The sequence below is a fragment of the Helicobacter himalayensis genome, from assembly GCF_001602095.1.
GTDB lineage: Bacteria > Campylobacterota > Campylobacteria > Campylobacterales > Helicobacteraceae > Helicobacter_F > Helicobacter_F himalayensis.
In genome coordinates this window covers 1412047-1436420 of the sequence record NZ_CP014991.1, presented here as the reverse complement: position 1 = coordinate 1436420, position 24374 = coordinate 1412047, and the positions used below count along the sequence as shown (strand labels likewise).

Sequence of the window (24374 nt, the reverse complement as noted above, 5' to 3'; positions counted from 1 at the left end):
AATGAATGAGCAACTAAAAGAAGTTTTTGATAAGCAACAAAACAAAAAGTCTGCAGGCGAGGGTGTGGGCTTTGATGAAGAGACTTTGCAGGTGATTAGTTTTGATGTGGGAAGCGAAGAGTTTGCTGTGCCAATTCTTAATGTAAAAGAGATTGTAAAGCCTATCGATTATACGCGTGTGCCGGGAACACCAGATTATGTGATGGGCGTGTTTAGCTTGCGTGGAAGCATATTTCCGCTTATTAATTTACGCTTGCGTTTTGGGCTTTCAGCCATTAAGCAGGACCAAGACACAAGATATTTGGTTGTGTATCATAAAGATGAAGTTGTGGGATTTGTGATTGACAAGCTCAATGAGGCTGTGCGTATCAATTACAGCGACATTGATCCAGTGCCAGATACGATAAGTGAGAGCGAAGAGCTTATGCAGGGCATTGGTAAGCGCGAGGATAGGCTTATTACAATCCTAAGGGTTGAAAATCTCCTTAAAAGGGTATTTTAAAGCTTATTGTTAGCTTGCACCCCTCGTTCCCGTTAGGGAAAATCTACTTTATCCCTATATCTTATAAAATTACAGAATCCTTGCAAATTTTTCAATTCAAATTTTGGCAATTCAAGCCTATTCTTTTTTTGTCCCCTTGCAAACAAGAAACTTTAAGAAATAGAATCTTTAAAATTAACAAACCTAATCAACCAAAAAAATGTCAAGTCCCGCGCGCGCAAGCGAAGTGTAGCAAGACTGGAGTGGAGACAAGCGGAATTTACTTCCGCGCGGGCGATACATCGGAAAGAATAGATTCTCTATTTTTCACACAAAAGAAAAAGGCTTAGCCCCTCTACTTTTTTACCACTTTTGATTTTTCAATACTTTATTTCCCGCTCATATCTGACACTCTTCCCCACATAAGGCGGTATTTGCGCTTCATAAATTCATTTTCTTCTCTGGCGCGCTCTAGCTCAGAACGTAAGGTCTCCATCGTCTTTTTATCATCATCATAGACTTCTTGCATCGACACAAGTGCCTCTTTAAGAAAGGAGTTTTCATTTTTATATGCGCTGATGGTTTCATCTTTCCCTGCGACTACCTTTTCATGCAGGCTCAAAATTGTCGAAATCGTCTTTTCCACAAAGAGCGGATCAAGCGCATTGCCACTTGTATCTGAATTAAACAAACTGTATTCTACACGTTTTACAAGCGCTGAAGTGCCGCTAGTGGCATCTATGAAAATCTTATCCCCCTCTTTTTTGCTAAGGATATTCCCAGATTCTATAAGCGCGAGAACTTTTTCTTGTGGCAAACCTGAGAGTTTTAAAAATTCTTCTAAGCTCATCCAAGTCGCATTGCTTTTTGTCTCAAGTGGCGCGGGAGCAGTGCTATTTTGTGCATTTTGTGTGCCTTGTGGATTTGTTGGCGTGCTATTTTGTGTTTGGGTTTCTTGCACGCTAGATTCTGTATTTTGCATAATCTTAAATCCTTACTTCCACTTCTGAAGAATCAAGCTCTACTTTTTTGGCTTTCATCACGCGATCTTGTATGAGTTTGCCCGCTAACTCGTTGTTTTTGAGACTTAGAATCTGCATTGCCAAATACGCTGCATTTATCGCACCTGCTTTGCCAAGTGCAAGGGTGGCTACAGGAATACTAGAAGGCATTTGCACCGTTGAAAGTAGAGAATCTAGCCCATCTAGCGCACCTCCAGCTAATGGCACACCAATCACAGGCTTGCAAGTGTGTGCAGCGATATTTCCTGCCAAGTGTGCTGCCATACCAGCTGCTGCGATAAATACCTGCGCGCCACGCTCTTGCGCGTCAATGACATATTCTTGCGTGCGTGTGGGCGAGCGGTGGGCAGATGAGATGATGAGCTCAAAAGGCACTTGAAACTTCCTTAGCACTTCCGCGCACTCATTCATCACATTAAAATCGCTCTTGCTTCCCATTATAATGCTGACAAAATCCATTTTCACGACTCCTATAAATCTGCTTGTTAATGCAAATTAAGCAAATTTGATTCCGAAAAATTAATCTTTAGGAAAATGTTACTTTTAGGTTTTAACCATTGCTTAAGTATTTGCGCGATACAATTGCGCGTTTTTTTCTGAAATTTTTAGGAGAAAGTTATAAACAGCTCACACATACCAATCCTTGTGCGGTTGCGGATTCTCTGCAAGATGGAGTTTGCGTTAATGGGTATGGAGGCAAAACCAAAATAAAGTAAAAGGAGACACAATGATCACGATGAAAGATTTGCTTGAGTGCGGTGTGCATTTCGGGCATCAGACAAGACGATGGAATCCAAAAATGGGACGCTTCATTTTTGGTGTGCGCAAAAATATTCACATTATTGACTTGCAGAAGACTTTACGCTATTTCAAATATACTTATAATATCGTGCGCGAAGCAGCGAGTGAGGGCAAAACGATTATGTTTGTTGGCACCAAAAAACAAGCAAGCGAGACAATTAAGCAGTATGCGGAAACTATCAATATTCCTTATGTGAATTATCGCTGGCTAGGTGGTATGCTGACAAATTTTAGCACGATTAAAAAATCTGTGCGCAAGCTTGAAATTATTGAGCAAATGGAAGAGAGTGGGCAAATTGACCTGCTCACAAAGAAAGAAAAACTTATGCTTATACGCAAGAAAGAAAAACTCACAAAATACCTCGGTGGTGTGCGCCATATGAAAAAAGTTCCTGATATGATTTTTGTCATTGATGTGGTGAAAGAAAGGATTGCAGTCGCAGAAGCTAGAAGGCTTGGAATCCCTGTTGTTGCGCCACTTGATACAAATTGCGATCCAGATAAAGTGGATTATCCAATTCCCGGAAATGATGATGCAATCCGCTCAATCCAACTTTTCTGCAAAGAAATGGTAGAGGCTATCCAAGAAGGGCGCGCGCAAAACAAAGATGGTGAGCTTGAAGAAGCTAAGCAAGAGCAAAAAGCAGCTACTGAAGAAGAAAAGCAAGAAGTACTAGCAGAACTACAAGAGGGAGAAAAATAATGGAGATTTCAGCACAGTTAGTAAAAAAACTCCGCGAACTCACTGACGCGGGAATGATGGACTGCAAAAAAGCGCTTGTGGAAACAAAAGGCGAGATTGAAAAGGCAGTGGAATATTTGCGTGAAAAGGGCTTAAGCAAAGCTGCTAAAAAAGCCGATAGAATCGCAAGTGAAGGTGTTGTGAGTGTTGAAGTGGCAAGTGATTTTAGTAAGGCAAGTTTGCTTGAAATCAACTCCGAAACGGATTTTGTGGCAAAAAATGATACTTTCAAAGAGCTCGTGCAAAAAAGTGCAAAAATCGTGTTTGAAAACGAGCTAAGCGAAGTTTCGAGCCTTAATACAAGTGTGGTTGATGGCACAAAATTTGAAGAATTTTTGCAACAAAATATCGCAAAAATTGGTGAAAATATCGTTATTCGCAGAATTGACACAATCAAGGTGCAAGGCAATGCTGTGGTAAATGGCTATGTGCATTCAAATGGGCGCGTTGGCGTGCTTATCGCAATCGCGTATAAGAAAGAAAGCTCAAAAGCAAAAGCTGCCGAGTTAGCGCGCAATTTCTGTATGCACGCGGCTGCGATGAAGCCTCAAGTGCTTAGCTACACGGAGCTAGATTCTGAATTTATCAAGCAAGAAAAAGTTGCGCTTATCGCAGAACTCACAAAAGAAAATGAGGAATTGCAAAGACTTGGCAAGCCATTACATAAAATCCCTACCTATATTAGTCGCAGTGAGCTCACACCTGCAGTGTTGGAGCAAGCTAAAAAGGACTTTGAAGCGGAATTGCAAAAACAAGGCAAGCCTGAAAAAATTTGGGAAAAAATTATCCCCGGGCAAATTGAGCGCTTTATCGCGGATAATACACTTATCGACCAGCGCCTAACATTGCTAGGGCAGTTTTTTGTGATGGACGATAAAAAGACAATTGCGCAAGTGCTAGAAAATGTCGGCAAAGAACTTAGCGATGAGCTTGAAATCACAAAATATGTGCGCTTTGAGCTGGGTGAAGGCATTGAGAAAAAAGTTGAGGATTTTGCTGCAGAAGTCGCAATGCAGATGAAATAATTTTACTCTTAAATTTAACTTCTTTAAATCTTTGTGATAGCGTTGTAAGCGTGCTGTTGCAAGGATTCTATACGCTTAATTAAAACAAAAAATATTTATTAATTGGCTATCATCTCATTGGTATCGAAGGCGGGGTGAATTTTAGAATCCTTTCCGTGTGTAAGGTCAATTTGATGAACTAAGCGCAGTGTTTTAGCTTGCAAATGTGTTTTAGCGCCTCCTATGCGCTTTCTTATTATGAGCTTAATCTCAAAAGTTGGCAAGCCCGCGCACTTGATTTATCGCATTTAGATTCCCCTTATATTCCCTTTTGCTTTGGCAGGGTATAATGGCGCGATTTATTATATTTTTTAAGGTTTGATATTTATGGAACTTCTTTTGCCATTTGCAATTGTTGCAATTCTCATCGTCCTTGCCACGCCTTTAAGCAATCTTACAAAGATTCCCATCGTTGTTGCAGAGATTTTGCTTGGTATTTTTGCGGGTTATTTTGATCTTGTGAATCCGCAAGATACTTACATAATGATTGTTGCAAATACGGGGCTTTTATTTTTGATGTTTTTGTGCGGTATGGAGGTAGATTTAAAAAACTTCCTTGCTATGGATAGGCAGTTTCTCTACCGCGCTGGGGCATATTTTGTAATGCTGTATGGGCTTTCTGCGCTTTGCGTGGTGGCTTTGGCATTGCCTATTATTTTCTTAGCACTTTTACCTGTGATGAGCTTAGGCATGATTATGGCGCTTATACGCGATTATGGCAAGGATAAGCCGTGGCTCAATCTCGCGCTAAAAATTGGAATCCTAGGTGAAGTAGTCAGTATTGCTGTGCTTATCACAATGGAAGGCGCGTATAAATACGGCTTTAATTGGCAGTTGGGTGAAAGTTTGCTAATGCTTTCTGTTTTTTTAATCTGTGTGGTTGGCGTCTTTAAGCTTGCAAATATTTTGTTTTGGTGGTTTCCGAATCTAAAACTCTTACTTCTCCCGCACGATGACACAAATTCTCAAGATATTCGTTTTGTGATTTTGCTTTTTGTGCTTTTTATTGTGCTAACCACCGCGCTTTCCCTAGAAAAAGTGTTGGGTGCATTTATTGCAGGCGTTATCCTTGCGACTTATTTTAAATACAAGCACACGCTACCTGAAAAACTCAATGATTTGGGCTTTGGGTTTTTTGTGCCATTTTTCTTTATTTATGTTGGCACGACTATTGATATTCCTATCGTGGTGGAAAATCCGCATATTTTACTGCACGCACTCTATCTTGTGTTAGGTATGCTAAGTATCAGAATCTGCGCGGCAAGTGTGGTGTTTTTGCGCTATTTTAAGAATTTCAAGCACACGCTACTTTTTGCACTTAGCGATTGTATGCCGCTGACTTTTTTAGTCATTGTCGCAAGTATGGGGCAAAAATTTGGTGTGCTTGGTGATGCGCTTTATATTTCATGTATTTTTGGCGCGCTTTTTGAAGGGATTTTCTTTAGTCTCATTATCAAGGGGCTTTTTAATCTTAAAAAAGAATTTTAAAGCAATATGCTATAATGCGCGCGCTTATTTCGTTTTTTTGAGAAGGAAATAACGCAATGCAGAGAAATACAACGCAGGGAGAGATTCAATGAATGTATTTGAAAAAATCATTGCAGGTGAGTTGCCGTGCAAAAAGGTGCTGGAAAATGAGCATTTTTTGGCATTTGAAGACATTAATCCAAAGGCGCGCGTGCATGTGCTTGCAATCCCAAAAAAAAGTGTGAAAGACTTTCAGAGTGCAGATTCTGAAACTTTGACTGGATTAAGCGAGTTTATTAAAGAAGTGGCAAAAAAGCTTGGGATTGAAAAAAGCGGGTATAGAGTGATTAGTAATATCGGCGCAGATGGCGGGCAGGAAGTACCACATTTGCATTTTCATATACTCGGTGGGGAAAAACTAGGGGGATTCTAAAACTAAGAAAACTTTTAAAAGCGGCAGATTCTCTTTTTGCTTTTTAAAGTTGCGCCTTTTGCTAGTATTGGATTTTGTCCGCTATTGCGTTAATGAGAATCTAAAAACTCCAAAGAGTGGCAAGAGAATCCAAGATTCTTATCAACCAAAAAGCGTTAAGTATGAACGCGAAGCGGAGATGAAGCGGAATTCACTTCCGCGAAGGTGATACACTCAAAGGAATAGAACCTAAATTTTAAGCCATACATCAAAACAAAGGAGACACAATGAACAAAATCGCGGGAATTGAAACAATGCAGGGCGTTAAAAGCGTGCGTGATATTGATGTGGCAAATAAGCGCGTGCTTGTGCGCGTGGATTTTAATGTACCATTAGATGAGGATTTTAATATTTCAGATGATACGAGAATCCGCGAGGCGCTGCCCACTATTAACTACTGCATTGATAATGGAGCAAAAAATATCACACTTGTAAGCCACCTAGGGCGTCCAAAGGGCAGAAGCTCGGAGTTTTCACTCAAGCATATTCTAAAGCGCGTGGAGCGCCTTTTGGGACGTGATGTTGCCTTTGCTGATAGCATAGAATCTGTCAAAACACTCCAAAGCACGCTCACTGGCTCAAATTCTGTAATTTTGCTAGAAAATATCCGCTACTATGATGGCGAGGAAAAAAATAGCGATGAGTTAAGTGCTAAACTTGGCGAGCTGTGCGATGTGTATGTAAATGACGCTTTTGGGACGAGCCACAGGGCGCACGCTAGCACTTATGGCGTGGCGAAATTTGTCAAAGAAAAAGTTGCAGGATTGCTGCTAAAAAAAGAGATAGATTCTTTTGCAAAAGCTTTGGCAAATCCGCTCAAGCCTGTGCTACTTATCGTTGGTGGAAGCAAGGTAAGCTCAAAGCTCACGCTCCTTTATAACATTTTAGATTCTATTGATAAGATTATTATCGGTGGGGCGATGAGCAATACTTTCCTAAAAGCGCGCGGTTTTGATATGCAAAAATCCCTTGTGGAAGATGACTTGGTAAGCGAGGCGCGTAAGATTTTGGATACCGCAAAGCAAAAGGGTGTCAAAATCTATCTACCCGTTGATGTCGTAAGCACTGATGACATTAAAAAGCACGAGCATATCAAAATCACGCCCGCACAAGATATTCCAGATGGTTATATGGCTGTGGATATGGGACCTGCGACAAGCAAGCTTTTTAGCGAGGTAGTGCGGGATTCTCAAACCATCATTTGGAATGGTCCGCTTGGAATCTATGAAATTGGTGCATTTTCACGTGGGACATTTAGCCTTGCGCACGCAGTGAGTGATACTTATGCCTTTAGTCTCATTGGTGGGGGTGATACAGCAGATGCGATTGATAAAGCAGGGGAGAGGGATAATATGAGCTTTATTTCAACCGGTGGTGGTGCGAGCTTGGAGCTTTTGGAAGGTGAAGTGTTGCCGGCGTTTGAAGTGTTGGATAAAAAGTAAGTTTTGCATTGATAAGGATTTGCAATGGAAGAAAAAATCATCATAGCAAGCATTTTGGTGTTGTATCTTGTTTTTCTCATTTACAGAAACCGCCATTTTTTCAAAAAAGATTGACACTTGCATTGGTGTTTTTGGATACAATGCGCGGAGTTTGCTGATTTTCAATTTATTAAATAAATGGCGTTAGAGAATCTTAACGCAGTGAAGTGGAGCCAAAACAGGATTTCGCTCCCTTGAGATAATACTAATATTAAGGAAGAGTTATGCAAAATTTTCCTTTCAGCGATGAAGAGTTGCAAACCCCTGTGGAGTTGGTGATACAAAAAGTGCGCCCGACTTTGCATTTAGATGGTGGGGACATTAGCATTTTGGGCATTAAAAATGCGCGGGTGTATGTGCGTTTGGAGGGTGCGTGCCACGGTTGCCCGAGTAGCTCAAGGACACTAAAATACGCCATTGAAAATCGCTTGAAAGAAGAGATTCACCCAGATATTGTGCTTGTTAATATTCCCCACAACGAGCCAAATCCTTTTGAAAAGCTCTAAAACAAGGACTTTTATGCAAAAACTTAGCGCTATAAACTCACGATATGCAATCAACAAAGCCATAAAAAATGCTTTTTTACTTTTCGCACAAAAGGACTACCAGCGCGCATTTAGTGAGTTTGAAAAAATCCTAGCGCTTAATCCTCAAAACAAAGAAGCAAAAATTGGCTTGTTGCTAAGCGATAGCGCGCTTGAGTTGCCAGAGCACGCGACACATATTTTTGACTATTATCAAATCTTGCTTGCAAAAACCACCAAGCAAAAGGCAATCGCGCAGGTTTTAGAAATTTTAGAATCTTTAGACAAAGCAACTTTTTTTCTCTCTTCGATGTTTAAAGACGCCGAGCAAAACAAGGCTGAAGAGATGGAAGGTATTTTGTATGAGGATTTTTTGCGTGCCTTGCAAAAGCGCGAGAGCTTTAAAGAAGCCTTTGAAGATTTGATGTTTAGCACGCGCATTATTTTTACCAACAAGCGGGAGTTTTACAGCTTTTTGCGCCAGCTTTTGGAAAATGATTTCATCGATATCGGGCTTGAATATATCGAGAATCTGCACGATGTGTATTATGACGCGGAGCTTGATAAACTTCTAAAAAAAGTGTTTAAAAAATGCTAGTAAAAAAGAAACTTTGCTACAAAGGCAGAGAATTTGACGCGATTAGCGATGATACAAAGGTGCTAGATTCCCGCACACTTTTTGTCAAAAGCGTGCTAAATGCTAAATACACGCAGGATTTGACGCTAGAATTTTTAGATGAAGTGCCTTGTGGTAGTTCTAGCGATACAAAAAGCACTTGTAGCGCGGATTCTATCAATTTAAAGCATATGATACCTTGTATTCACGCGCGCACTTTGAGTGAGATTTTCACCCTGCCGCCTTTCATTATTGGTATTAGCGGGACAAATGGCAAGACAAGCAGCGCGGCGTGTATGTATTCGATTTTGCTTGATTGTGGTTTTAGTGTGGCGTTGCTTGGCACACGCGGATTTTTTATTAATCAAAAACAGCTCAAGCCCAAAGGACTTACTACGCCCAGCGTGCTAGAGTTATATGAAAATTTCGAGCTTGCAGGGGAATGCGATTTTTTCATTATGGAGGTAAGCTCGCACGCCATAGCGCAAAATCGCATCGCGGGTGTGCCTTTCGCGTTAAAAGCGCTTACAAATATCACAAGTGATCATTTGGATTTTCATAAGAGTTTAGAAGAATATATCCGTGTGAAAAATAGCTTTTTTAGCGATGAGGGGTTAAAAGTCATCAATGCCGATGAGCCAAATGCGCACGCAAATTCTATGAATTGCTTTAATTATGGCGTGGAGTCTCCAAGCAATTTAAGCGTAAATGCTTACAGCTTAAAAAACGGAATTTCCGCACATTTGTGTTTGCAAATACAGAATCCACAAGCACAGAGTGTGTATGAAGAGGCGTTTTTGCAAAGTCCGCTTTTTGGCAAGCACAATCTTTATAATCTCCTTTGTGCGCTTTTATCGGTTCGCCTTCTTGCATTTCAATTTGTCAATACGCAATCCACGCAAGATTCTGCACTAAAAAAAGTGCTTAAAAAAAAGCTGTTTAAAGACTTTAGTATGCTTAGTTTGCAGGATTTATGTATAAAGGCGCAGAATTTTGGCGGAGTGAGTGGGCGTATGGAGATTGTGAGTGAGAATCCGCTTGTGATTGTGGATTTTGCCCATACACACGATGGAATGGAGAATATTTTTGAAAGTTTTAAGGGGCGCAAAATCGTTGTGCTTTTTGGTGCAGGGGGCGATAGGGATTCTACGAAGCGTCCTAAAATGGGCGCAGTAGCCCAAACCTACGCACAGAGAATCTACCTCACAAGCGATAATCCGCGCACCGAAAATCCATTTGAAATTATCAATCAAATTGCGCAGGGCTTAGATTCTAAACGTTTGCAAGAGCAGGGAAAACTCATTATTGAATCTGATAGGTTGCGTGCAATTACGCGCGCTGTGAATGAGCTTGAAAAAGATGAAGTTTTACTTGTGCTTGGCAAGGGTGATGAAAACTACCAAATCATTGGGGAGCAAAAAATCCCTTTTGATGACAGAGAGATTTTAAAAAAAATACTAAAAACAGATTGCTAAAATCGCGAGTGTCTGTGCTTTTGGCAGTAAGAATCCACTTAGATAAAAAGTGCGGAATCTACCTTGCACTCGCTAATGTGCGAAACCTTTCCTTTCAAATATCCACACAGCTCAAAATCCACCCGCACTTCCAAACTCTCCTTGCTTGGCGGGATAAGCAAGGCGGAATTGTCACTCAAACCAAGCTTGTGGGATTGTGCTAAAATCGCTACTGCGCCACTCCCGCAAGCTAGCGTTACATCTTCCACACCGCGTTCAAAAGTCGCATACGCGATTTTCCCCTTCTCTTGCACACAGGCGACATTGATATTTGCATCATATTTCTCGCGCAGTTGTTTTAGGCGCGTAAGATTTTCTCCCGCAGGCAAAGGCAAGAGCGCTGGATTCTCACAAAAGCACACCAAATGCGGCACACCGCTATCAAGCAAAAACCATCGCTCCCCCCAAATGCTCTCTTCTTGCACTTCGCGTAAAAACTTGCATTTCCCAAGAGCAGATTCCACAAGGAGCGGATTTGCGGAATCTATGCTAACGCCAATAATCCCAGCTTGCGATAAAAAGTTATGTGTAAGCTCGGCAATGCCTTGTGCGTAGGCAAAATTTCCCACACATCTGCTTGCGTTTCCACACATAGCAGCCTTTGAACCATCAGCATTGTAAAAATCCCATTTATATGCGGGCTTTTTGGAATCTAAAAGCGCTTCAGAGGCAAAATCTTTCAAATCACCAGAATTTATAGGCAATACTGCCACAAATCCATCTGCGCCAAGTCCGCTATGGCGCGCGCAAAGTATTTTTGCAATTTGTGAGAAGTTTAACTCCCCACTTTTTGTGTTAAAATTTTTGCTTGTAATGCTTACAAAATCCCTAGTGTGCGTGAAAGCATTGTAGAGTAAAAAGTCATTTCCGTTTGCGCAGTATTTTGTTACTTCCATATTCATTAGTACTCCCTTAAGATTTTTATTCCTCTTGCGCGCGGACAATAAGGCTTTTTGGCAAATCAAATTCTTTGATGAGCTCCTCTTCTTGTGCGCGCTGCTCGCCATTATCCACCTCGTGGTCAAAGCCAAAAATATGCAACAAACCATGTATAAAAAGTAGTTTGACTTCAGATTCTGTGCTATGCCCGAGTTTGCGTGCCACTTCTTTTGCAAGATCCATATTAATCACCACACTACCCAAAGTCTGCGGGGCTTGCGAGTGTAGATTTATTTCAAGTGGGAAACTTAGCACATCTGTGGGCGTATCTTTACCTCTGTGTGTGCGGTTTAGCTCTTTGCTCGCTTTAGAATCCACAAGCAAAAGCTCCAAGCGCAACTCCCCGCTTGCCTGCGCACAAAACTGCGCTAGTATTGTTTTAAAGATTTGTTCCAAACTTTTAGAATCTATCTTTTCTCGGCTTAGATTTTCAATCTCTAGCATCACGCCTCCTAGCCTGCAAACATAAAAAGCGTAGATTATAGCTTTTTAATGGTAAAAATACCCTGCAAGCCTTGTCAAATAAAAATGCTAAAATTGCGCGCGAATAGAGGATTTTACAAAAAGGAATGAGTGTGTTTTGTGTAGTAAAAAATATAGCGTATCTTTTAAGCGTGTGCGTGATAGTCTGCCTCGCGCTTGTTTTAGCAAAGCTACTTTATCTATGAGCGCGCACAATATCGCTATTTTTGGTGGCAGTTTTGACCCTTTTCACAATGGACATTTTGCGCTATTGCAAAAGGTGCTTGCGCAATTTTGCTTTTCACAGCTTTTTTTGACCCCCACTTTTTGCTCGCCTTTTAAAGAGGGGAATTTTTTTAGCCCAGATGAACGATTGCAAATGTGCGCGCTGGTGGCAAAAGAGCTAGATGGCAAAAATTGTGAGATTGTAGCTTGTGATTTTGAAGTGGTGCAAAAAAGGGTGGTGTATAGTATCGAGCTTGTGGAATATGTGAAAAATCTTAAAATCTTATCAACAAATGTGTCAAAAATCTTTTTTATCCTAGGGCTTGATAGTTTTGCTACACTTCATCGGTGGTATCAGTTTGAAAGGCTTTGTGAAGAGGTGGAGTTTATCGTGTGTGATAGGGCAGATTCTCAAAGTTTCCAAATGACGTTGGAGAATCTACAAAATTTTAGTAGCCAAAAAAATGCCCAAGTGCGCGCGCATTTTTTGGAATTCGCTTCTCATCTAAGCTCTACGCAATTGCGCGCAGAGTTGCAAAAAAATTCAGAATCTAAGCAGCTAGATTCTCTGTTTCAGCAGATTCCGAGTTGTTTGCATAGCTTTATGAAAGAGATTTTGCTAAGGAAAGAATTTGCAAAATAGGCTATAATGCGCTTAAAAAACAATAAGGAGCATTTTTGGCAGATACACAGCAAATTTTAGATGACATAAAGCGACTTTTGGAGGATAAAAAAGGCGAAGATATTCAAGTTATTGATGTGAGGGAAAAGGAATATTTAGTGGATTTTGTGGTGATTGCCACAGCAATGGCAGGCAAGCATTCTTTTGCGTTGCTTGATTTTTTGAAAACCGAGTTAAAGCCAAAAGGTGTGGAATTTTACGCCACTGATGAAGAAAGTGAAGATTGGCTTATCGCAGATTTGGGCTTTGTGATGGTGCATATTTTTACGCAAAACCACCGCAATAAATTTAATTTAGAGGAATTTTTACAAGGTTTGCCAAAAAAGGCATAAACGCGTTTTGCGCTAAAAAATTCAAGGTTAAAGAATCTTAAATCCAAACTTAGCTAGAATCTAGCTCTTAGAAATTACTCGAAACTTTATATACAAAGGCGTTTCTTGGCAAATCAGGCACAAAAGATTTTCTCACAAAAACTTATGCCATTTTTGCGTGTGTTGCTTGGCTCAAAAGATTTGACGGTAGTTGTTTTTATCGGGCTTATCTTAGCTATCATCATCGTACCACTGCCTAGTAGCGTGCTTGATATTTTGCTAAGTATTTCAATCGCTCTCTCCGTCCTTATTATTTTGATGGCACTCTATATTGACAAGCCCACCGAGTTTTCGTCATTTCCTACGATTTTGCTTATTGTTACGCTCTACCGCCTAGCGCTTAATGTCGCCACGACAAGAATGATTCTCTCTGAAGGGTATAATGGTCCTGATGCGGTGAGTAGCATTATTAATGCATTTGGGAATTTCGTTGTTGGGGGAAATTATGTCATAGGTGTCATTGTTTTTACAATTTTGGTGCTTGTGAATCTTATCGTTATTACAAATGGTTCTACGCGTGTAACTGAAGTGCGGGCGAGATTTACGCTTGATGCGATGCCGGGTAAGCAAATGGCTATTGATGCGGATTTAAATGCTGGGCTTATCAAACAAGAAGAGGCAAAGGCGCGCAGGGAGGCATTGCAGCAAGAAGCAGATTTTTACGGCACGATGGATGGAGCAAGTAAGTTTGTCAAAGGCGATGCTATTGCTTCTATTGTTATTACGCTTGTAAATATTATTGGTGGGTTTTTGATTGGTTTTTTTCAATACAAACTTGGTGCGCAGCAAAGTGCGGAGACTTTCACAATTTTAACTATTGGTGATGGCTTGGTGGGGCAAATCCCAGCGCTTATCATTGCTACTGCTACGGGTATTATGACGACACGCGCGGCAAAAAGTAGCGGGAGCAACTTCGCAACAGATATTGTAAGTCAGATTACAAGTAATGGCAAGATTTTGCTTATTGTTGGTTTTATTTTGTGTTTATTTGCGCTTGTGCCGGGCTTGCCAGCTTCGCTTGGGGTTGTTGGGGTATTCTTTTTTATCATCGCGTGGCTTAGCAGCAGGGAAGATTCTAAAAGTTTGATTACACTTTTTGAATCTTGGCTTAGCAAGCGTTTTAATATCGCACCACAAACTCCAAAATCTGGCGCGCAACCACAAGCTGATGATATAGAGAGACATAAAGCTGTGCGCGAGAAAAAAAGCGAGGAGCAACTCAAAGAGGAGGAGGAAGCCATGCTCAATGAGGCGCTTAAAATCGAGACGCTAGAAATCCAAGTCGGCTATGAGCTAATCCGCCTTGCTGATGCTGCACAGCACGGAAATTTGATTGAGAGAATCCGCGGTGTGCGTAAGCAAATCGCGAGCGATTATGGATTTCTCGTCCCGAAGGTGCGTATAAAAGATAATCTTAATCTACAATCTGATGATTATAATATTTTGCTTAAAGGTGTGGTGATTGGCGAGGGAAAAATCTATCCAAATAAGATTCTAGCGATGAATACGGGTATGGCTTATACAGATTCTGAAACTGATAAGATTCCCGGTGAAGAGACAAAAGAACCTGTGTTTGGGTTGTCTGCACTGTGGATTGAGCCACGATATAAAGACATTGCCACCGCAAGAGGTTATGTGATTGTCGAGCCAAGTGCTATTATCACCACGCATTTATCTGAGTGTATCAAAGAATATGCCGAAGAATTTATCACAATCGATGAGGTAAAAACGCTCATAGGCAAAATCGCTAATATGTATCCCGCTATTGTCACAGAGGCTGAAAAAATCCCGCTTAGTGTCACAAAAAAAGTATTGCAAAATCTCTTGCATGAAAAAATCCCGATTAAAGATATGCTTAGCATTTTAGAAACGCTCATTGATGTGTATCCAATTTTACAAAATGATATAAATTCTCTTGTCGAGCAGGTGCGTGCTAGCCTTGCTCGCACGATTACAGATATTTATATTGATCCAAATGATAAAACACTTAAAACTATGGTGCTTTCCCCTGCGAGCGAGAGTTTCTTGCTTAGCAAGTTTAAGGAACAAGATAAAAAATTTTTGCTTAATATCCAAGAAACCCAAGCGCTTTTTGATGCCATAAGCGCTCATGCAAAGCAGCTCACAGAAAGAGGCATCGTGCCACCGATTTTATTAGTAGATTATAGAATCCGCAATGCTATGGCAAAATTTGTGGAGATTCATAATCTTAAGGTTGTTGTTTTAGGCAATGCTGAAATTGATCCTCGTGCAAAATACGAGATTCTCGCAAATATAGAAATTCAAATATAAGAAATTTTAAGGATATGCAATGCAAAAAAACTTAAGGGTTTTTCATCTTTCTCATACTGACTTAGATGGCTATGTGTGCCAGTATTTAGCGCGGGAATTTTTCCATTCCATTACATTTTTTAATGCTAATTATGGGCGCGAAGTTGGCGTGCGCTTAGAATCTATTTTAGAAAAAATCACGCAAGATCCCGCCCAAAAGCTAAATGCGAAATTTAGCACAAAGTTAAACACGCAAAATCACTATCTTATCCTTATCACAGATTTAAATCTCACACTTCAAGAAGCTCAAATGCTTTCCCAAAGGGTTGAAAACTTAAAAAATGAAGGCTTTGATATTGAGATTTGTCTGCTTGATCATCATATTAGCGGGCAGGAATGTGCGAATAAATTTGAGTGGTATTTTTTGGATTCCACGCGTTGTGCTAGTCGTATCACTTGGCAGACTTTACACCAACGCTATATACTTAAAGATACTTCTAAAGAATCTTGGCTTGAGAATCTTAGCAATATGACAAATTCAGTAGATATTTGGCTAGAAGATGGCTATAAGTTTGAATTTGGCAAAGTCGCGCTTAATGCCATCGCGCTAAGCAACGAGCTAAATCGCTTTATGTTTGATAACGAACATAGGGAATATAAATTTGGCATTATAGAATCTATGGAGCAGTTTTTGGGCAAGGAAAATGACGCGGTGGAGTTTGACAACGCGCTGTATGTGATAAAAAAGCATATCCTTGGTGGCAAGCCCTATGAACAGACGATGGATTATATCACCTCACACGCGCAAAGCAAGCTTCTAAGCACTAAAAAGGCACAATGTAGCCTTGAGCTTAGCGATAAACTAGGTTTTTTAAGCTATGGCTTAGGTGGTATTAGTGTGCTGGCGAATTTATTTTTAACGCAAAATCCAGAATATGACTTTTATATGGATATTAATAATAAAGGCAATGTTAGCCTGCGTGCAAATGGGAAATGTGATGTGAGCGCGCTAAGCAAAGAGTTTTTCAATGGCGGCGGGCATAAAAATGCCGCTGGCGGAAAGCTAGATGGCTTTAGGGAAAATTTTAATTATGATGAGATTAAAAGGCAGGTTTTAGAGCGCTTTGAGAGATAAGGCAAAAAAGTCAAATCACTTTAAGCTTTTTTTTGTTAGTATCTAGCCCTTATTGGGATTAAGGATTAGGCTTAAGGTTTAAGCGCACACAGCACTTCCAAAAAGTATTTCTTTGCAACTTTTAAGAATCTAAGAGATTCTAAAAATCTACAAACAAAGAAAATGTAAGCTGTCGTATTTTTAACAATGAGGAATATTTGTGAGAGTAGCTATTTTGCCTATAATGGCGGGTGTCGTATTGGGTGTGCTTGCGCCTGTGTTGGTAAGTATGGGGAATCCGGGGAATATGGGAATGTGTGCGGCGTGTTTCACGCGCGATATTGCAGGGAGCATTGGCTTGCATCATATTGCTACATTGCAATATATTCGCCCAGAAATCATTGGAATCGTGTTGGGTGCGCTTGTAGCAAGTCTAATTTTTGGCGAATTTAAGGCACGCGGTGGTTCTGCGCCGATTTTGCGCTTTGGCTTTGGTGTGTTTGGAATGATTGGTGCGCTTGTGTTTTTGGGCTGTCCTTGGAGAATGATTCTGCGCCTTAGCGGTGGAGATTTAAGCGCACTAGCAGGTTTAGGTGGGCTTGTTATTGGGATTTTATGTGGGTTATTTTTCATTAAACGCGGCTTTAGCCTTTCGGCTGGCACACCCAAATCGCATTTTGTGGGGCTGATATTCCCGTTGTTTATGGTGTTACTTTTTGTGCTATTGCTTTTGGGTGTCTTTGGAGAATCTAGCATTGTCGCTTTCTCTCAAAAAGGTCCGGGCTCTCTCCACGCGCCGTTATTTTACTCGCTTGTGGCTGGGCTTGTGTTAGGGGCTGTTTTGCAAAAAAGTCGCTTTTGCACCGTGGCTGCTGTGCGCAATGTCGTTTTTACGCGCGATTATGGAATCTTGCAAGGCGTTTTGGCGTTTTTCATCACCGCACTTGTGCTAAATGTGGCGCTAGGCTTTTTTCATCTCGGCTTTGAAAATCAGCCAATCGCACATAATGACACACTTTGGAACTTTCTTTCTATGGCACTTTGCGGACTTTGCTTTAGTATCGGTGGAGGCTGCCCGGGAAGGCAACTTGTGCTAGCGGGTGAGGGCAATAGTGATAGTGCGATTTTTATTTTTGGATTGCTTTTTGGTGCGGCATTAGCGCATAATTTTGCCTTAGCTAGCTCACCTAATGGAATCACAGAAAACGCGCCTATCGCGGTAATTTTGGGCTTAGTTTTTTGTGTGCTTGTGGCATTGTTTGCGAAGAAAAATTAATGGGGTAAAAATTGCAAAATATCGTGCTTATAGGCTTTATGGGAAGTGGCAAAAGTAGCCTTGGGCGCGAGATTGCAAAGCAAAGTGAGCGCTATTTTTTAGATACAGATTCTTTAATTGAATCTAATTTTGATAAAAGCGTGAGCAAGATTTTCACACATTTTGGCGAGAAGGAGTTCCGCAGGCAAGAAGGCGTGCTGTTGCGATGGCTTAGCGTTAATGTAAAGAGTGCGGTGATTTCCACAGGTGGGGGTATGCCGATATTTCATAATGTGAGAGATTTAGGCGTGGTGTTTTATTTAGAAATTGCTTTTGAGCAGATTTTAGCGCGTTTGGGCGCGGATACTCAATTTACTCGTCCGCTTTTTAGCGATGAAAATAAGGCGCGAGAACTCTACGCCTCGCGTCTTGCGCGCTACAAAGAGCAAGCACATTTCACGCTTAATGCAGCAAAACCACTTGAGGTTCTGGCAAAAGAGATTTTGGATTTAAGCTTTAATCAAGCTTAAGTTTTTGTGATAAAACTACCGAGATTGGCATCAAGTAAAAAATGTTAGAATGTCACCCCTAAATTTTTTTATAAGGAGTTTTTATGTTTAAGCAAAAATACAGGAAAATCCACCGCTTGTTAGGCGTGAAACGTATTGGTGAGAAAATAGACTTAACAAATAAAAGTCTGCAAGCAATCCAAACACTTCAGATTTTGAATTCTCTTGATTTACCCGAAGAGCTCAAGCAAGAATTTGCATTGCAGTTTTATCCAAATGTGAGTGGCGAAGGCATTGCAACACTTAACGATGCGCAGTCTTGCCAAAATGTGAAACATTATCTTTCGCTTGTGCGCCCTGTGGTGTCGCCATCTTTGAAACTTGAGCGCGTGGGTGATAATAACGATGGCGGGTATGTTATGTTTGCCCCCCCCCCCCCTATTGAAGCAAATACAATAAAGCCTCAAGCACTTTCTCTTGGTGTCTCACCTTACTCTCCTTGGGATTTAGCGATGGCAAATCGCGGATACAAAGTTATGCAATATGATGCGAGTATAGAGAAAGCATCGCATAATCACCCAAATATCACCTTTATCAAAAAATTCGTAGGTGCGCAAGAAAGCCACGATACGATAAGCTTTGATTTTGTGGTTAAAAGCAATAATCTAAACAAAGACGCTCATAATATCGCACAAATTGATATAGAGGACGCAGAATGGGATATTTTAGAAAACATTGATTTAGGCGCGATTAGCCCGTATTTTGCGCAAGTGCTTTTTGAATTTCACTACTGCGACCCAAGGAATGAGGCGCTAACTTCTAGGCGATTAAAGGCGCTAGAAAAGATTTTGGAATTTTACACACCTATACATACACATTTTAATCATTGTGGGCAGGCATTTTGCGTGCCAAAAGCCCTTAGCGCAGAATCTAAATTGTATTTTTGGTGCAGTGTGGTGGAGGTTTCTTATCTGCGAAATGATTTGATTCCAAAAGATGCTGTGCCAAAGTCAGGCTCTGGGCTTATTGCTGGGTTAGATTATCCAAATTTGCCAAACTTCCCAGATTTGCCTATTATTTTTTAAATAAATAGTTATCCCCAAATGGGGATATTGAAGCTTCATTTGTCTTAGCTTTTGCCTTGCTAAAGCTAAGACAAATTTATTTTTAAGCGGGGGGGGGTATAACTTCATTTCTTTTTTGTTAAATATGAACAAAGGAATGCAAGTGATTCAAGAATCCCAAGTCAAAGGTTTTGTAATTTCGTATCTTTCTAGTTCTACACACCACACTTTCGAAGCAAACGACACAGAATTGAAGCATTTTTATGCATTTGATTGTGAGAGTTGTCTGAGAATATCGAACATAGACTTGTTATAAAGGCAACACTTCGATAAGAGAAGGTGAAGTTTTGTCAAAAAGAGACTATAACGATATGGTGTCAAAAACCATAGAAGTTGAACTTCAAAACCCACGACTCAAAGCCTTGCTTTATAATCGTGTGCAAAATGCGAAATATGATGAAGCAGAAGCATTGCTCTGTAAGTTGCCACAGCGATTTTCATATCAATCCATTTATAGTAGTTGTAAGGGGCAAGGGAATTAAAAGTGTCAAAAATGCGTTAATGGCTTTGTTAAATGTCGAAGTTGCAGGGATGGACGAGTTGAGAAAACATACTATGTTTTCGAGCATTGCGAAAGATGTTGTGGGAGAGGGAGAGTGCAGTGTAGTGAGTGTAATGGTTGTGGCATTGTTGATTGTCGCTCTTGCGGTGTTTCAGGTATCATTGCCATAACTACCACTTTTGAATGTCAAGTTGAAACTCATCGTGAAGAAATTAAGATAGTAGAGGGGGAGCATCCATTTAACCCTGAATATATCATTAAGCTTCTGCCACAGGAAAAACTGAGTGATTACGGAGAGACATCTCGCATTGATATTCAGTATAGTGAAGATGGCGAATATTATCGTATCAAGCTTCCTCTTGCGAGTTTTCAAGTGCTTTTCCATTCTAAGAATTTTGATTGGAAGCTGTATGAATCAGATATGCGCGTGGCAAGATGTGGGGAAATATTCGCCTATATTCTCAATGAAGATTTAGAATCTTTAAAGTGTATAGCGGAACACCTTTATAAGCCATTTTTGCTCATAAGGGCAAGCAAGACTATTAAAACCTTTATAGAATCTCAAGTAAATAGAGCAATTTTTGAAAAATTTCGTGAGTTAGGCATCTCAACATCACAAGTGGGTATCTAACACAAAAGGAGTAAAATATGGAGAAAGTCTCACGCTTGGGGATATAATCCGCGAAAAGGGTATATATAGCATTCCTAGTTATCAATAGAGCAGAAACTATCTTTTTGCGTGAAAGCCTCGATTCGCACATTCCATATAAGACTAAACATATATTTCTTGTTATGCAAACCACGGCTCGCTCATCTACCAGATGGGCACTTGATAAATAAGCACATCAGGTGTCCAAAGGGAAAAATACGGATTATCAAGGAAAATTAATGGAATCTAGGAGGTAAATCAATCAAAAAGTAACAAATTGTAACTACTTTTATAAAGTTAGATAAAAATATTTAATTAATAAAAATTATTGATTATTAATTATTGATTAGAATCTCCTTGTGCTTAAATGTAAAAGACGCTCTTAAGAAATTTGAAACAAAGAGTGTCAAAAATCACAAAAGGAGTAAAAATGGAAAAGAAGCTTACAACAGCCACAGGCACGCCACTAGGTGATAATCAAAATTCTATGACAGCAGGGAGTAGGGGACCTACACTTTTACAAGATACTTGGCTTTTAGAAAAGCTCGCACATTTTGACAGAGAGAGGATTCCAGAACGTGTAGTGCATGCTAAAGGAAGCGCGGCGTATGGAGAGCTTACAATCACAAATGACATTAGCGCGTATTCAAAGGCGGATATTTTTAGCAAAGTTGGCAAGAAGACAAAAGCATTTTTGAGATTTTCCACTGTGGCAGGAGAGAGAGGCGCGGCAGATGCAGAGAGAGATGTGCGCGGCTTTGCGCTTAAATTCTACACAAATGAGGGTAATTGGGATATTGTAGGGAACAACACACCGGTATTTTTCATAAAAGATGCCATTAAGTTTCCAGACTTTATCCATACGCAAAAGCGAGACCCTAAGACAAATATGCGTTCTGCTACTGCCGCTTGGGATTTTTGGAGTTTGCACCCTGAATCTTTACATCAAGTAACGATTTTAATGAGTGATAGAGGGATACCGCGCAGTTATCGTGAAATGCACGGCTTTGGTAGTCATACATATAGTTTTATCAATGCCAAAAATGAGAGATTTTGGGTGAAATTTCACTTCAAATCTATGCAGGGTATCCACAATCTCACCAACAAAGAGGCAGAGGCAATCATCGCAAAAGAGAGAGAATCTCATCAAAAAGATTTGTTTGAGAATATAGAAAAAGGTAATTTCCCTAAATGGAGATTCTGTATTCAGGTGATGCCAGAAAAGGACGCGCTTAGCTACAAGTTCAATCCTTTTGATTTGACTAAAGTATGGAGTCATAAGGATTATCCGCTTATTGAAGTAGGAATTTTAGAGCTTAATAAGAATCCGCAAAATTATTTCGCGGAAGTAGAACAAGCAGCCTTTAATCCCGCAAACATTGTGCCCGGCGTTGGTTATAGCCCAGATAAAATGCTTCAAGGGCGGTTGTTTAGCTATGGAGATACACAGCGCTATCGCTTAGGGATTAACCACGTACAATTGCCCGTAAATGCGCCCATAGCACCTGTGGCAAATACACACAGAGATGGCTTTATGCAGAGGGGTGATTTTGGCGGGGAGAGAAACTATAATCCAAGTATGTTTAATGACTATGCCCAAGATTCAAATGTCCTTGAGCCGACGTTGCGCATTCAAGGAGGTGAGAGTATGGAGAGATTTAATCACCGCGATGATGACAGCGACTATTATAGCCAAGCGGGAGATTTGTATCGTTTGATGAGCGCAGAGCAAAAGGAAGCACTCTGTCAAAATATTAAAGAAGCTATGGAGGGTGTGCCGGTAGAAATCAAAAAGCGTCAGCTTGAGCATTTCAAAAAGGCAGACCCAGCATATGGCAAACGTGTAGAAGAGCTTGTATTGTAGCAAACAAAATAAATGTGGTGTATGGCACGCGCCCTTAAAAAGCGTTGTCAAGCGTTGTTGGGGATTTGGGGGATTATAAAAAAGAGAGCCAAAGGCACAATTTTTAAGCGAGAGTGTGTAATTTAAGCTCTCCTTACATTTTTTCCTTTTTTGCAAAAAGAAACTCTAGAATTTATCAAGAGAATCTAAACTTAGATTCTCTTAAACAAAATCTGCAATAAACTTACTTTGGGATTATGCGGTGGCGGGATATTTTGTTGAAAAAAGTTCATATTCCACTCCTCCCCGCCACTGCATAGCCCCAAAGCTCACTTTTTGTTTTTAATAAACTTTTTTTCAATTTTTTTCTATAATCACGCTTGTAATTTTTGAATCTTAAAGGAAGCGTATGAGGCAGATTAAGCTTAGAGTCGTTGATTGGTGGTTACCAGATATGGAGGAAAATTTTGAGAAAAATTTATTTGTTAAATTTTTGCGCAAGATAGGCTATGAGGTGGTGTATAGCGATGAGCCAGAATATATTTTGTATTCGGTTTATGGAGATGAACATGTGAAATACGATTGCGTGCGGATTTTTTATAGTGGGGAAAATACAAGACCAAATTTTGCAGATGCGGATTATGTAATCGATATGACTTTTATAAAATATTTAGATAGACATTTGCGCTTGCCATTGCCATTTTGGGAATTCACAAAAGATGTAGAATCTGCAGAAAAAAAGCATATTTGGGTTAGCAAAGAATCTACAAAAAGGGAGAAGTTTTGCGCCTTTATAGCGAGCAATCCCGCGACTGAGACTTCACCAAGAGGTGTTTTTTTTGAAAAATTAAGTGCGTATAAGAAGGTGGATTCCGGTGGGAATTGGCGCAATAACATCGGTGGTCCTATTGGTAATCGTTATGGTGAAGATTTTGCAACAAGCAAAAGAGAGTGGCTAAAAGGCTATAAATTTAATCTCTGCTTTGAAAACTCAAGCTACCCCGGATATTTAACAGAAAAGCTCATTCAAGCCTTTGGTTCTGGGTGCATTCCGATTTATTGGGGTGATACGAGTTTGAGATGCGGATTAGATTCTGCTTCGCAAACTAGATTATTGCCCCCCCCCTAAATGCAAATTTAATAGATTCTCACCTCTCAAGTCACCCAAAGCAAAGCATTCAGAATCCTAATGTTATCAATCAAGTTTTGCCGCAAATCCCACCAAATTTGCTTGAGTATAAAATCAATCCAAAAGCCTACATTAACGCGCATAATTTTCCCACTTGGGAGGCGTTGATTGATGAGATTAAACGCATTGATAATGATGAAAAGGCGTATTTGGCGATGCTAAAAGAGCCGATGTTTTTAGATGATTTTAATGCGATAGAGTTTTACCAAAAACATTTAGAGAAATTTTTTCATCACATTTTTTCGCAACCTTATGAGCAGACGTTTCGTAGAGGCGTGGGTGTGTGTGGTGCAAGAAAACCAATTGACGCGTTTAAAACACAAATAGGCAATGCCTTTTTCTATGCAAACAAAAAGCCTTTTTTGCGTTGGATTCGCTTTTATCTCAAGGCAAAAAAGGTGCTGAAAAGTTTTTCTATGTGCTAAAGTTTGAGGTTTTTGTAAAAAGGGGCTTATTCATTCGCCCCTTTGTCTCCTTAAAACTTCTTCTTATTCGCATCGCTCAATATTTCATTAGCGATTTTGGCGACTTCTTGCGTGATAGTGTTTGTGTCGTTAGCGACATTGACATTTTCTTGTGTGAGGGATTCTAGCTGGGTGATAGCTTCGCTGATTTGAGTTATCCCACTAGTTTGCTCGCGGATAGATTCACTCATTTCGTTAATCCCTTGCACGAGAACATTTACATTTGCTTCGATTTCACTTAGGCTTTTCCCTGTGCGTTCGGCAAGCTTTCTCACTTCATCAGCTACCACCGCAAAGCCCCTGCCATGCTCGCCTGCACGTGCTGCTTCGATAGCGGCATTAAGCGCTAGCAAGTTTGTTTGGTCTGCAATATCTTTTATCACACCCACGATATTTTTTATATCTTCAGCTTGGTGGGTTACTCCATCTGTGTGGTTGCTGACATTTTGCATAGAGCTTGAGATTTGCTCTATCGCACTTGCACTCTCTTCAAGCGAGCTAGCTTGTGATGAACTCCCGTCAAAAAGCTTGCTCATGGAATCTTTAAGATTTTGCGTCTGCGTTGTGAGTGCTTTAGCATAAGATTCTGAC

26 protein-coding genes are annotated in these 24374 nt (G+C 40.4%); 21 read left to right on the top strand and 5 right to left on the bottom strand.

The features are described 5' to 3' along the window. Nucleotide 1 precedes the first annotated feature (1 nt). A complete protein-coding gene (locus tag A3217_RS06905) occupies nucleotides 2-502 on the top strand; it encodes a chemotaxis protein CheW (protein ID WP_066389124.1) in 501 nt (166 codons plus the stop codon). Nucleotides 503-869: 367 nt separating this feature from the next. Here the strand turns inward: A3217_RS06905 and A3217_RS06895 are convergent, their stop codons facing one another. Together A3217_RS06895 and purE are read right to left on the bottom strand one after the other, a co-directional pair. Next, nucleotides 870-1331, bottom strand: a complete 462-nt coding sequence (locus A3217_RS06895; RefSeq protein WP_066389785.1) for a DUF3972 domain-containing protein — start codon at nucleotides 1329-1331, stop codon at nucleotides 870-872. A gap of 136 nt (nucleotides 1332-1467) precedes the next feature. Continuing rightward, nucleotides 1468-1962 carry a 5-(carboxyamino)imidazole ribonucleotide mutase gene (gene purE, locus A3217_RS06890; RefSeq protein WP_066389122.1) on the bottom strand — a complete coding sequence of 165 codons (495 nt, stop codon included), beginning with the start codon at nucleotides 1960-1962 and terminating at the stop codon, nucleotides 1468-1470. A 268-nt stretch (nucleotides 1963-2230) separates the two neighbouring features. Here purE and rpsB point away from each other — a divergent pair, with 268 nt between their 5' ends. The 8 genes from rpsB (at nucleotide 2231) to A3217_RS06850 (ending at nucleotide 10145) form a co-directional block, all read left to right on the top strand. Then, nucleotides 2231-3007 carry a 30S ribosomal protein S2 gene (gene rpsB, locus A3217_RS06885; RefSeq protein WP_066389121.1) on the top strand — a complete coding sequence of 259 codons (777 nt, stop codon included), beginning with the start codon at nucleotides 2231-2233 and terminating at the stop codon, nucleotides 3005-3007. Beyond that, a complete protein-coding gene (gene tsf / locus A3217_RS06880; RefSeq protein WP_066389119.1) occupies nucleotides 3004-4071 on the top strand; it encodes a translation elongation factor Ts in 1068 nt (355 codons plus the stop codon). The genes rpsB and tsf overlap by 4 nt, the downstream gene beginning before the upstream one ends. Nucleotides 4072-4437: 366 nt before the next feature. Further along, nucleotides 4438-5598: a cation:proton antiporter gene (locus A3217_RS06875; protein ID WP_066389117.1), complete on the top strand. Its 1161-nt coding sequence runs from the start codon at nucleotides 4438-4440 to the stop codon at nucleotides 5596-5598. A gap of 88 nt (nucleotides 5599-5686) precedes the next feature. After that, the gene (locus A3217_RS06870) at nucleotides 5687-6010 is read left to right on the top strand and encodes a histidine triad nucleotide-binding protein (RefSeq protein ID WP_066389115.1); all 324 of its coding nucleotides are present in this window, start codon (nucleotides 5687-5689) and stop codon (nucleotides 6008-6010) included. A 266-nt stretch (nucleotides 6011-6276) separates the two neighbouring features. After that, the gene (locus tag A3217_RS06865; RefSeq protein WP_066389114.1) at nucleotides 6277-7491 is read left to right on the top strand and encodes a phosphoglycerate kinase; all 1215 of its coding nucleotides are present in this window, start codon (nucleotides 6277-6279) and stop codon (nucleotides 7489-7491) included. Between the two features lie 263 nt (nucleotides 7492-7754). Then, nucleotides 7755-8036, top strand: a complete 282-nt coding sequence (locus A3217_RS06860) for a NifU family protein (protein WP_066389112.1) — start codon at nucleotides 7755-7757, stop codon at nucleotides 8034-8036. A 13-nt stretch (nucleotides 8037-8049) separates the two neighbouring features. Further along, nucleotides 8050-8652, top strand: a complete 603-nt coding sequence (locus A3217_RS06855) for a hypothetical protein (protein WP_066389110.1) — start codon at nucleotides 8050-8052, stop codon at nucleotides 8650-8652. Continuing rightward, nucleotides 8646-10145 (top strand): UDP-N-acetylmuramoyl-L-alanyl-D-glutamate--2,6-diaminopimelate ligase, encoded by a 1500-nt coding sequence (locus tag A3217_RS06850; protein ID WP_066389105.1) that lies wholly within the window; start codon nucleotides 8646-8648, stop codon nucleotides 10143-10145. Before A3217_RS06855 ends, A3217_RS06850 begins: the two co-directional genes overlap by 7 nt. A 38-nt stretch (nucleotides 10146-10183) precedes the next feature. On the opposite strand, the gene dapF is transcribed toward A3217_RS06850, so the two are convergent. Together dapF and ybeY are read right to left on the bottom strand one after the other, a co-directional pair. After that, nucleotides 10184-11086 (bottom strand): diaminopimelate epimerase, encoded by a 903-nt coding sequence (dapF, locus tag A3217_RS06845; RefSeq protein WP_066389103.1) that lies wholly within the window; start codon nucleotides 11084-11086, stop codon nucleotides 10184-10186. Nucleotides 11087-11105: 19 nt separating this feature from the next. Then, nucleotides 11106-11567, bottom strand: a complete 462-nt coding sequence (ybeY, locus tag A3217_RS06840) for an rRNA maturation RNase YbeY (protein WP_066389102.1) — start codon at nucleotides 11565-11567, stop codon at nucleotides 11106-11108. Between the two features lie 136 nt (nucleotides 11568-11703). On the opposite strand from ybeY, the gene A3217_RS06835 reads away from it, so the two are divergent. From A3217_RS06835 to A3217_RS06780, 12 genes are all read left to right on the top strand, one after another. Beyond that, complete coding sequence (locus A3217_RS06835) at nucleotides 11704-12453, top strand: nicotinate-nicotinamide nucleotide adenylyltransferase (protein ID WP_066389101.1); 750 nt, start codon at nucleotides 11704-11706, stop codon at nucleotides 12451-12453. A 35-nt stretch (nucleotides 12454-12488) separates the two neighbouring features. Further along, entirely contained in the window at nucleotides 12489-12824 is a 336-nt protein-coding gene (gene rsfS, locus A3217_RS06830) for a ribosome silencing factor (RefSeq protein ID WP_066389100.1), read from the top strand. A gap of 105 nt (nucleotides 12825-12929) precedes the next feature. After that, complete coding sequence (gene flhA / locus A3217_RS06825) at nucleotides 12930-15155, top strand: flagellar biosynthesis protein FlhA (protein ID WP_066389098.1); 2226 nt, start codon at nucleotides 12930-12932, stop codon at nucleotides 15153-15155. Nucleotides 15156-15174: 19 nt separating this feature from the next. Beyond that, the gene (locus A3217_RS06820) at nucleotides 15175-16269 is read left to right on the top strand and encodes a DHH family phosphoesterase (RefSeq protein WP_066389096.1); all 1095 of its coding nucleotides are present in this window, start codon (nucleotides 15175-15177) and stop codon (nucleotides 16267-16269) included. 193 nt (nucleotides 16270-16462) lie between these two features. Continuing rightward, nucleotides 16463-17524, top strand: coding sequence for a YedE family putative selenium transporter (gene yedE, locus A3217_RS06815; RefSeq protein WP_156471881.1), 1062 nt, complete (start codon nucleotides 16463-16465; stop codon nucleotides 17522-17524). An 11-nt stretch (nucleotides 17525-17535) separates the two neighbouring features. Further along, complete coding sequence (locus A3217_RS06810; RefSeq protein WP_066389095.1) at nucleotides 17536-18033, top strand: shikimate kinase; 498 nt, start codon at nucleotides 17536-17538, stop codon at nucleotides 18031-18033. Nucleotides 18034-18116: 83 nt separating this feature from the next. Further along, entirely contained in the window at nucleotides 18117-19097 is a 981-nt protein-coding gene (locus A3217_RS09455; RefSeq protein WP_231860221.1) for a hypothetical protein, read from the top strand. 326 nt (nucleotides 19098-19423) lie between these two features. Further along, nucleotides 19424-19618 (top strand): hypothetical protein, encoded by a 195-nt coding sequence (locus A3217_RS06800; RefSeq protein WP_066389094.1) that lies wholly within the window; start codon nucleotides 19424-19426, stop codon nucleotides 19616-19618. 114 nt (nucleotides 19619-19732) lie between these two features. Then, nucleotides 19733-20269 carry a hypothetical protein gene (locus A3217_RS06795; protein ID WP_066389093.1) on the top strand — a complete coding sequence of 179 codons (537 nt, stop codon included), beginning with the start codon at nucleotides 19733-19735 and terminating at the stop codon, nucleotides 20267-20269. A 448-nt stretch (nucleotides 20270-20717) separates the two neighbouring features. Next, nucleotides 20718-22151 (top strand): catalase, encoded by a 1434-nt coding sequence (locus A3217_RS06790; protein WP_066389091.1) that lies wholly within the window; start codon nucleotides 20718-20720, stop codon nucleotides 22149-22151. A 388-nt stretch (nucleotides 22152-22539) separates the two neighbouring features. Continuing rightward, nucleotides 22540-23259 carry a glycosyltransferase family 10 domain-containing protein gene (locus A3217_RS06785; RefSeq protein WP_066389090.1) on the top strand — a complete coding sequence of 240 codons (720 nt, stop codon included), beginning with the start codon at nucleotides 22540-22542 and terminating at the stop codon, nucleotides 23257-23259. 77 nt (nucleotides 23260-23336) lie between these two features. After that, the gene (locus A3217_RS06780; protein ID WP_066389088.1) at nucleotides 23337-23744 is read left to right on the top strand and encodes a hypothetical protein; all 408 of its coding nucleotides are present in this window, start codon (nucleotides 23337-23339) and stop codon (nucleotides 23742-23744) included. A 50-nt stretch (nucleotides 23745-23794) separates the two neighbouring features. Here A3217_RS06780 and A3217_RS09700 read toward each other — a convergent pair whose 3' ends face one another. Then, nucleotides 23795-24235 (bottom strand): methyl-accepting chemotaxis protein, encoded by a 441-nt coding sequence (locus tag A3217_RS09700; RefSeq protein ID WP_417935360.1) that lies wholly within the window; start codon nucleotides 24233-24235, stop codon nucleotides 23795-23797. Nucleotides 24236-24374: the final 139 nt, after the last annotated feature.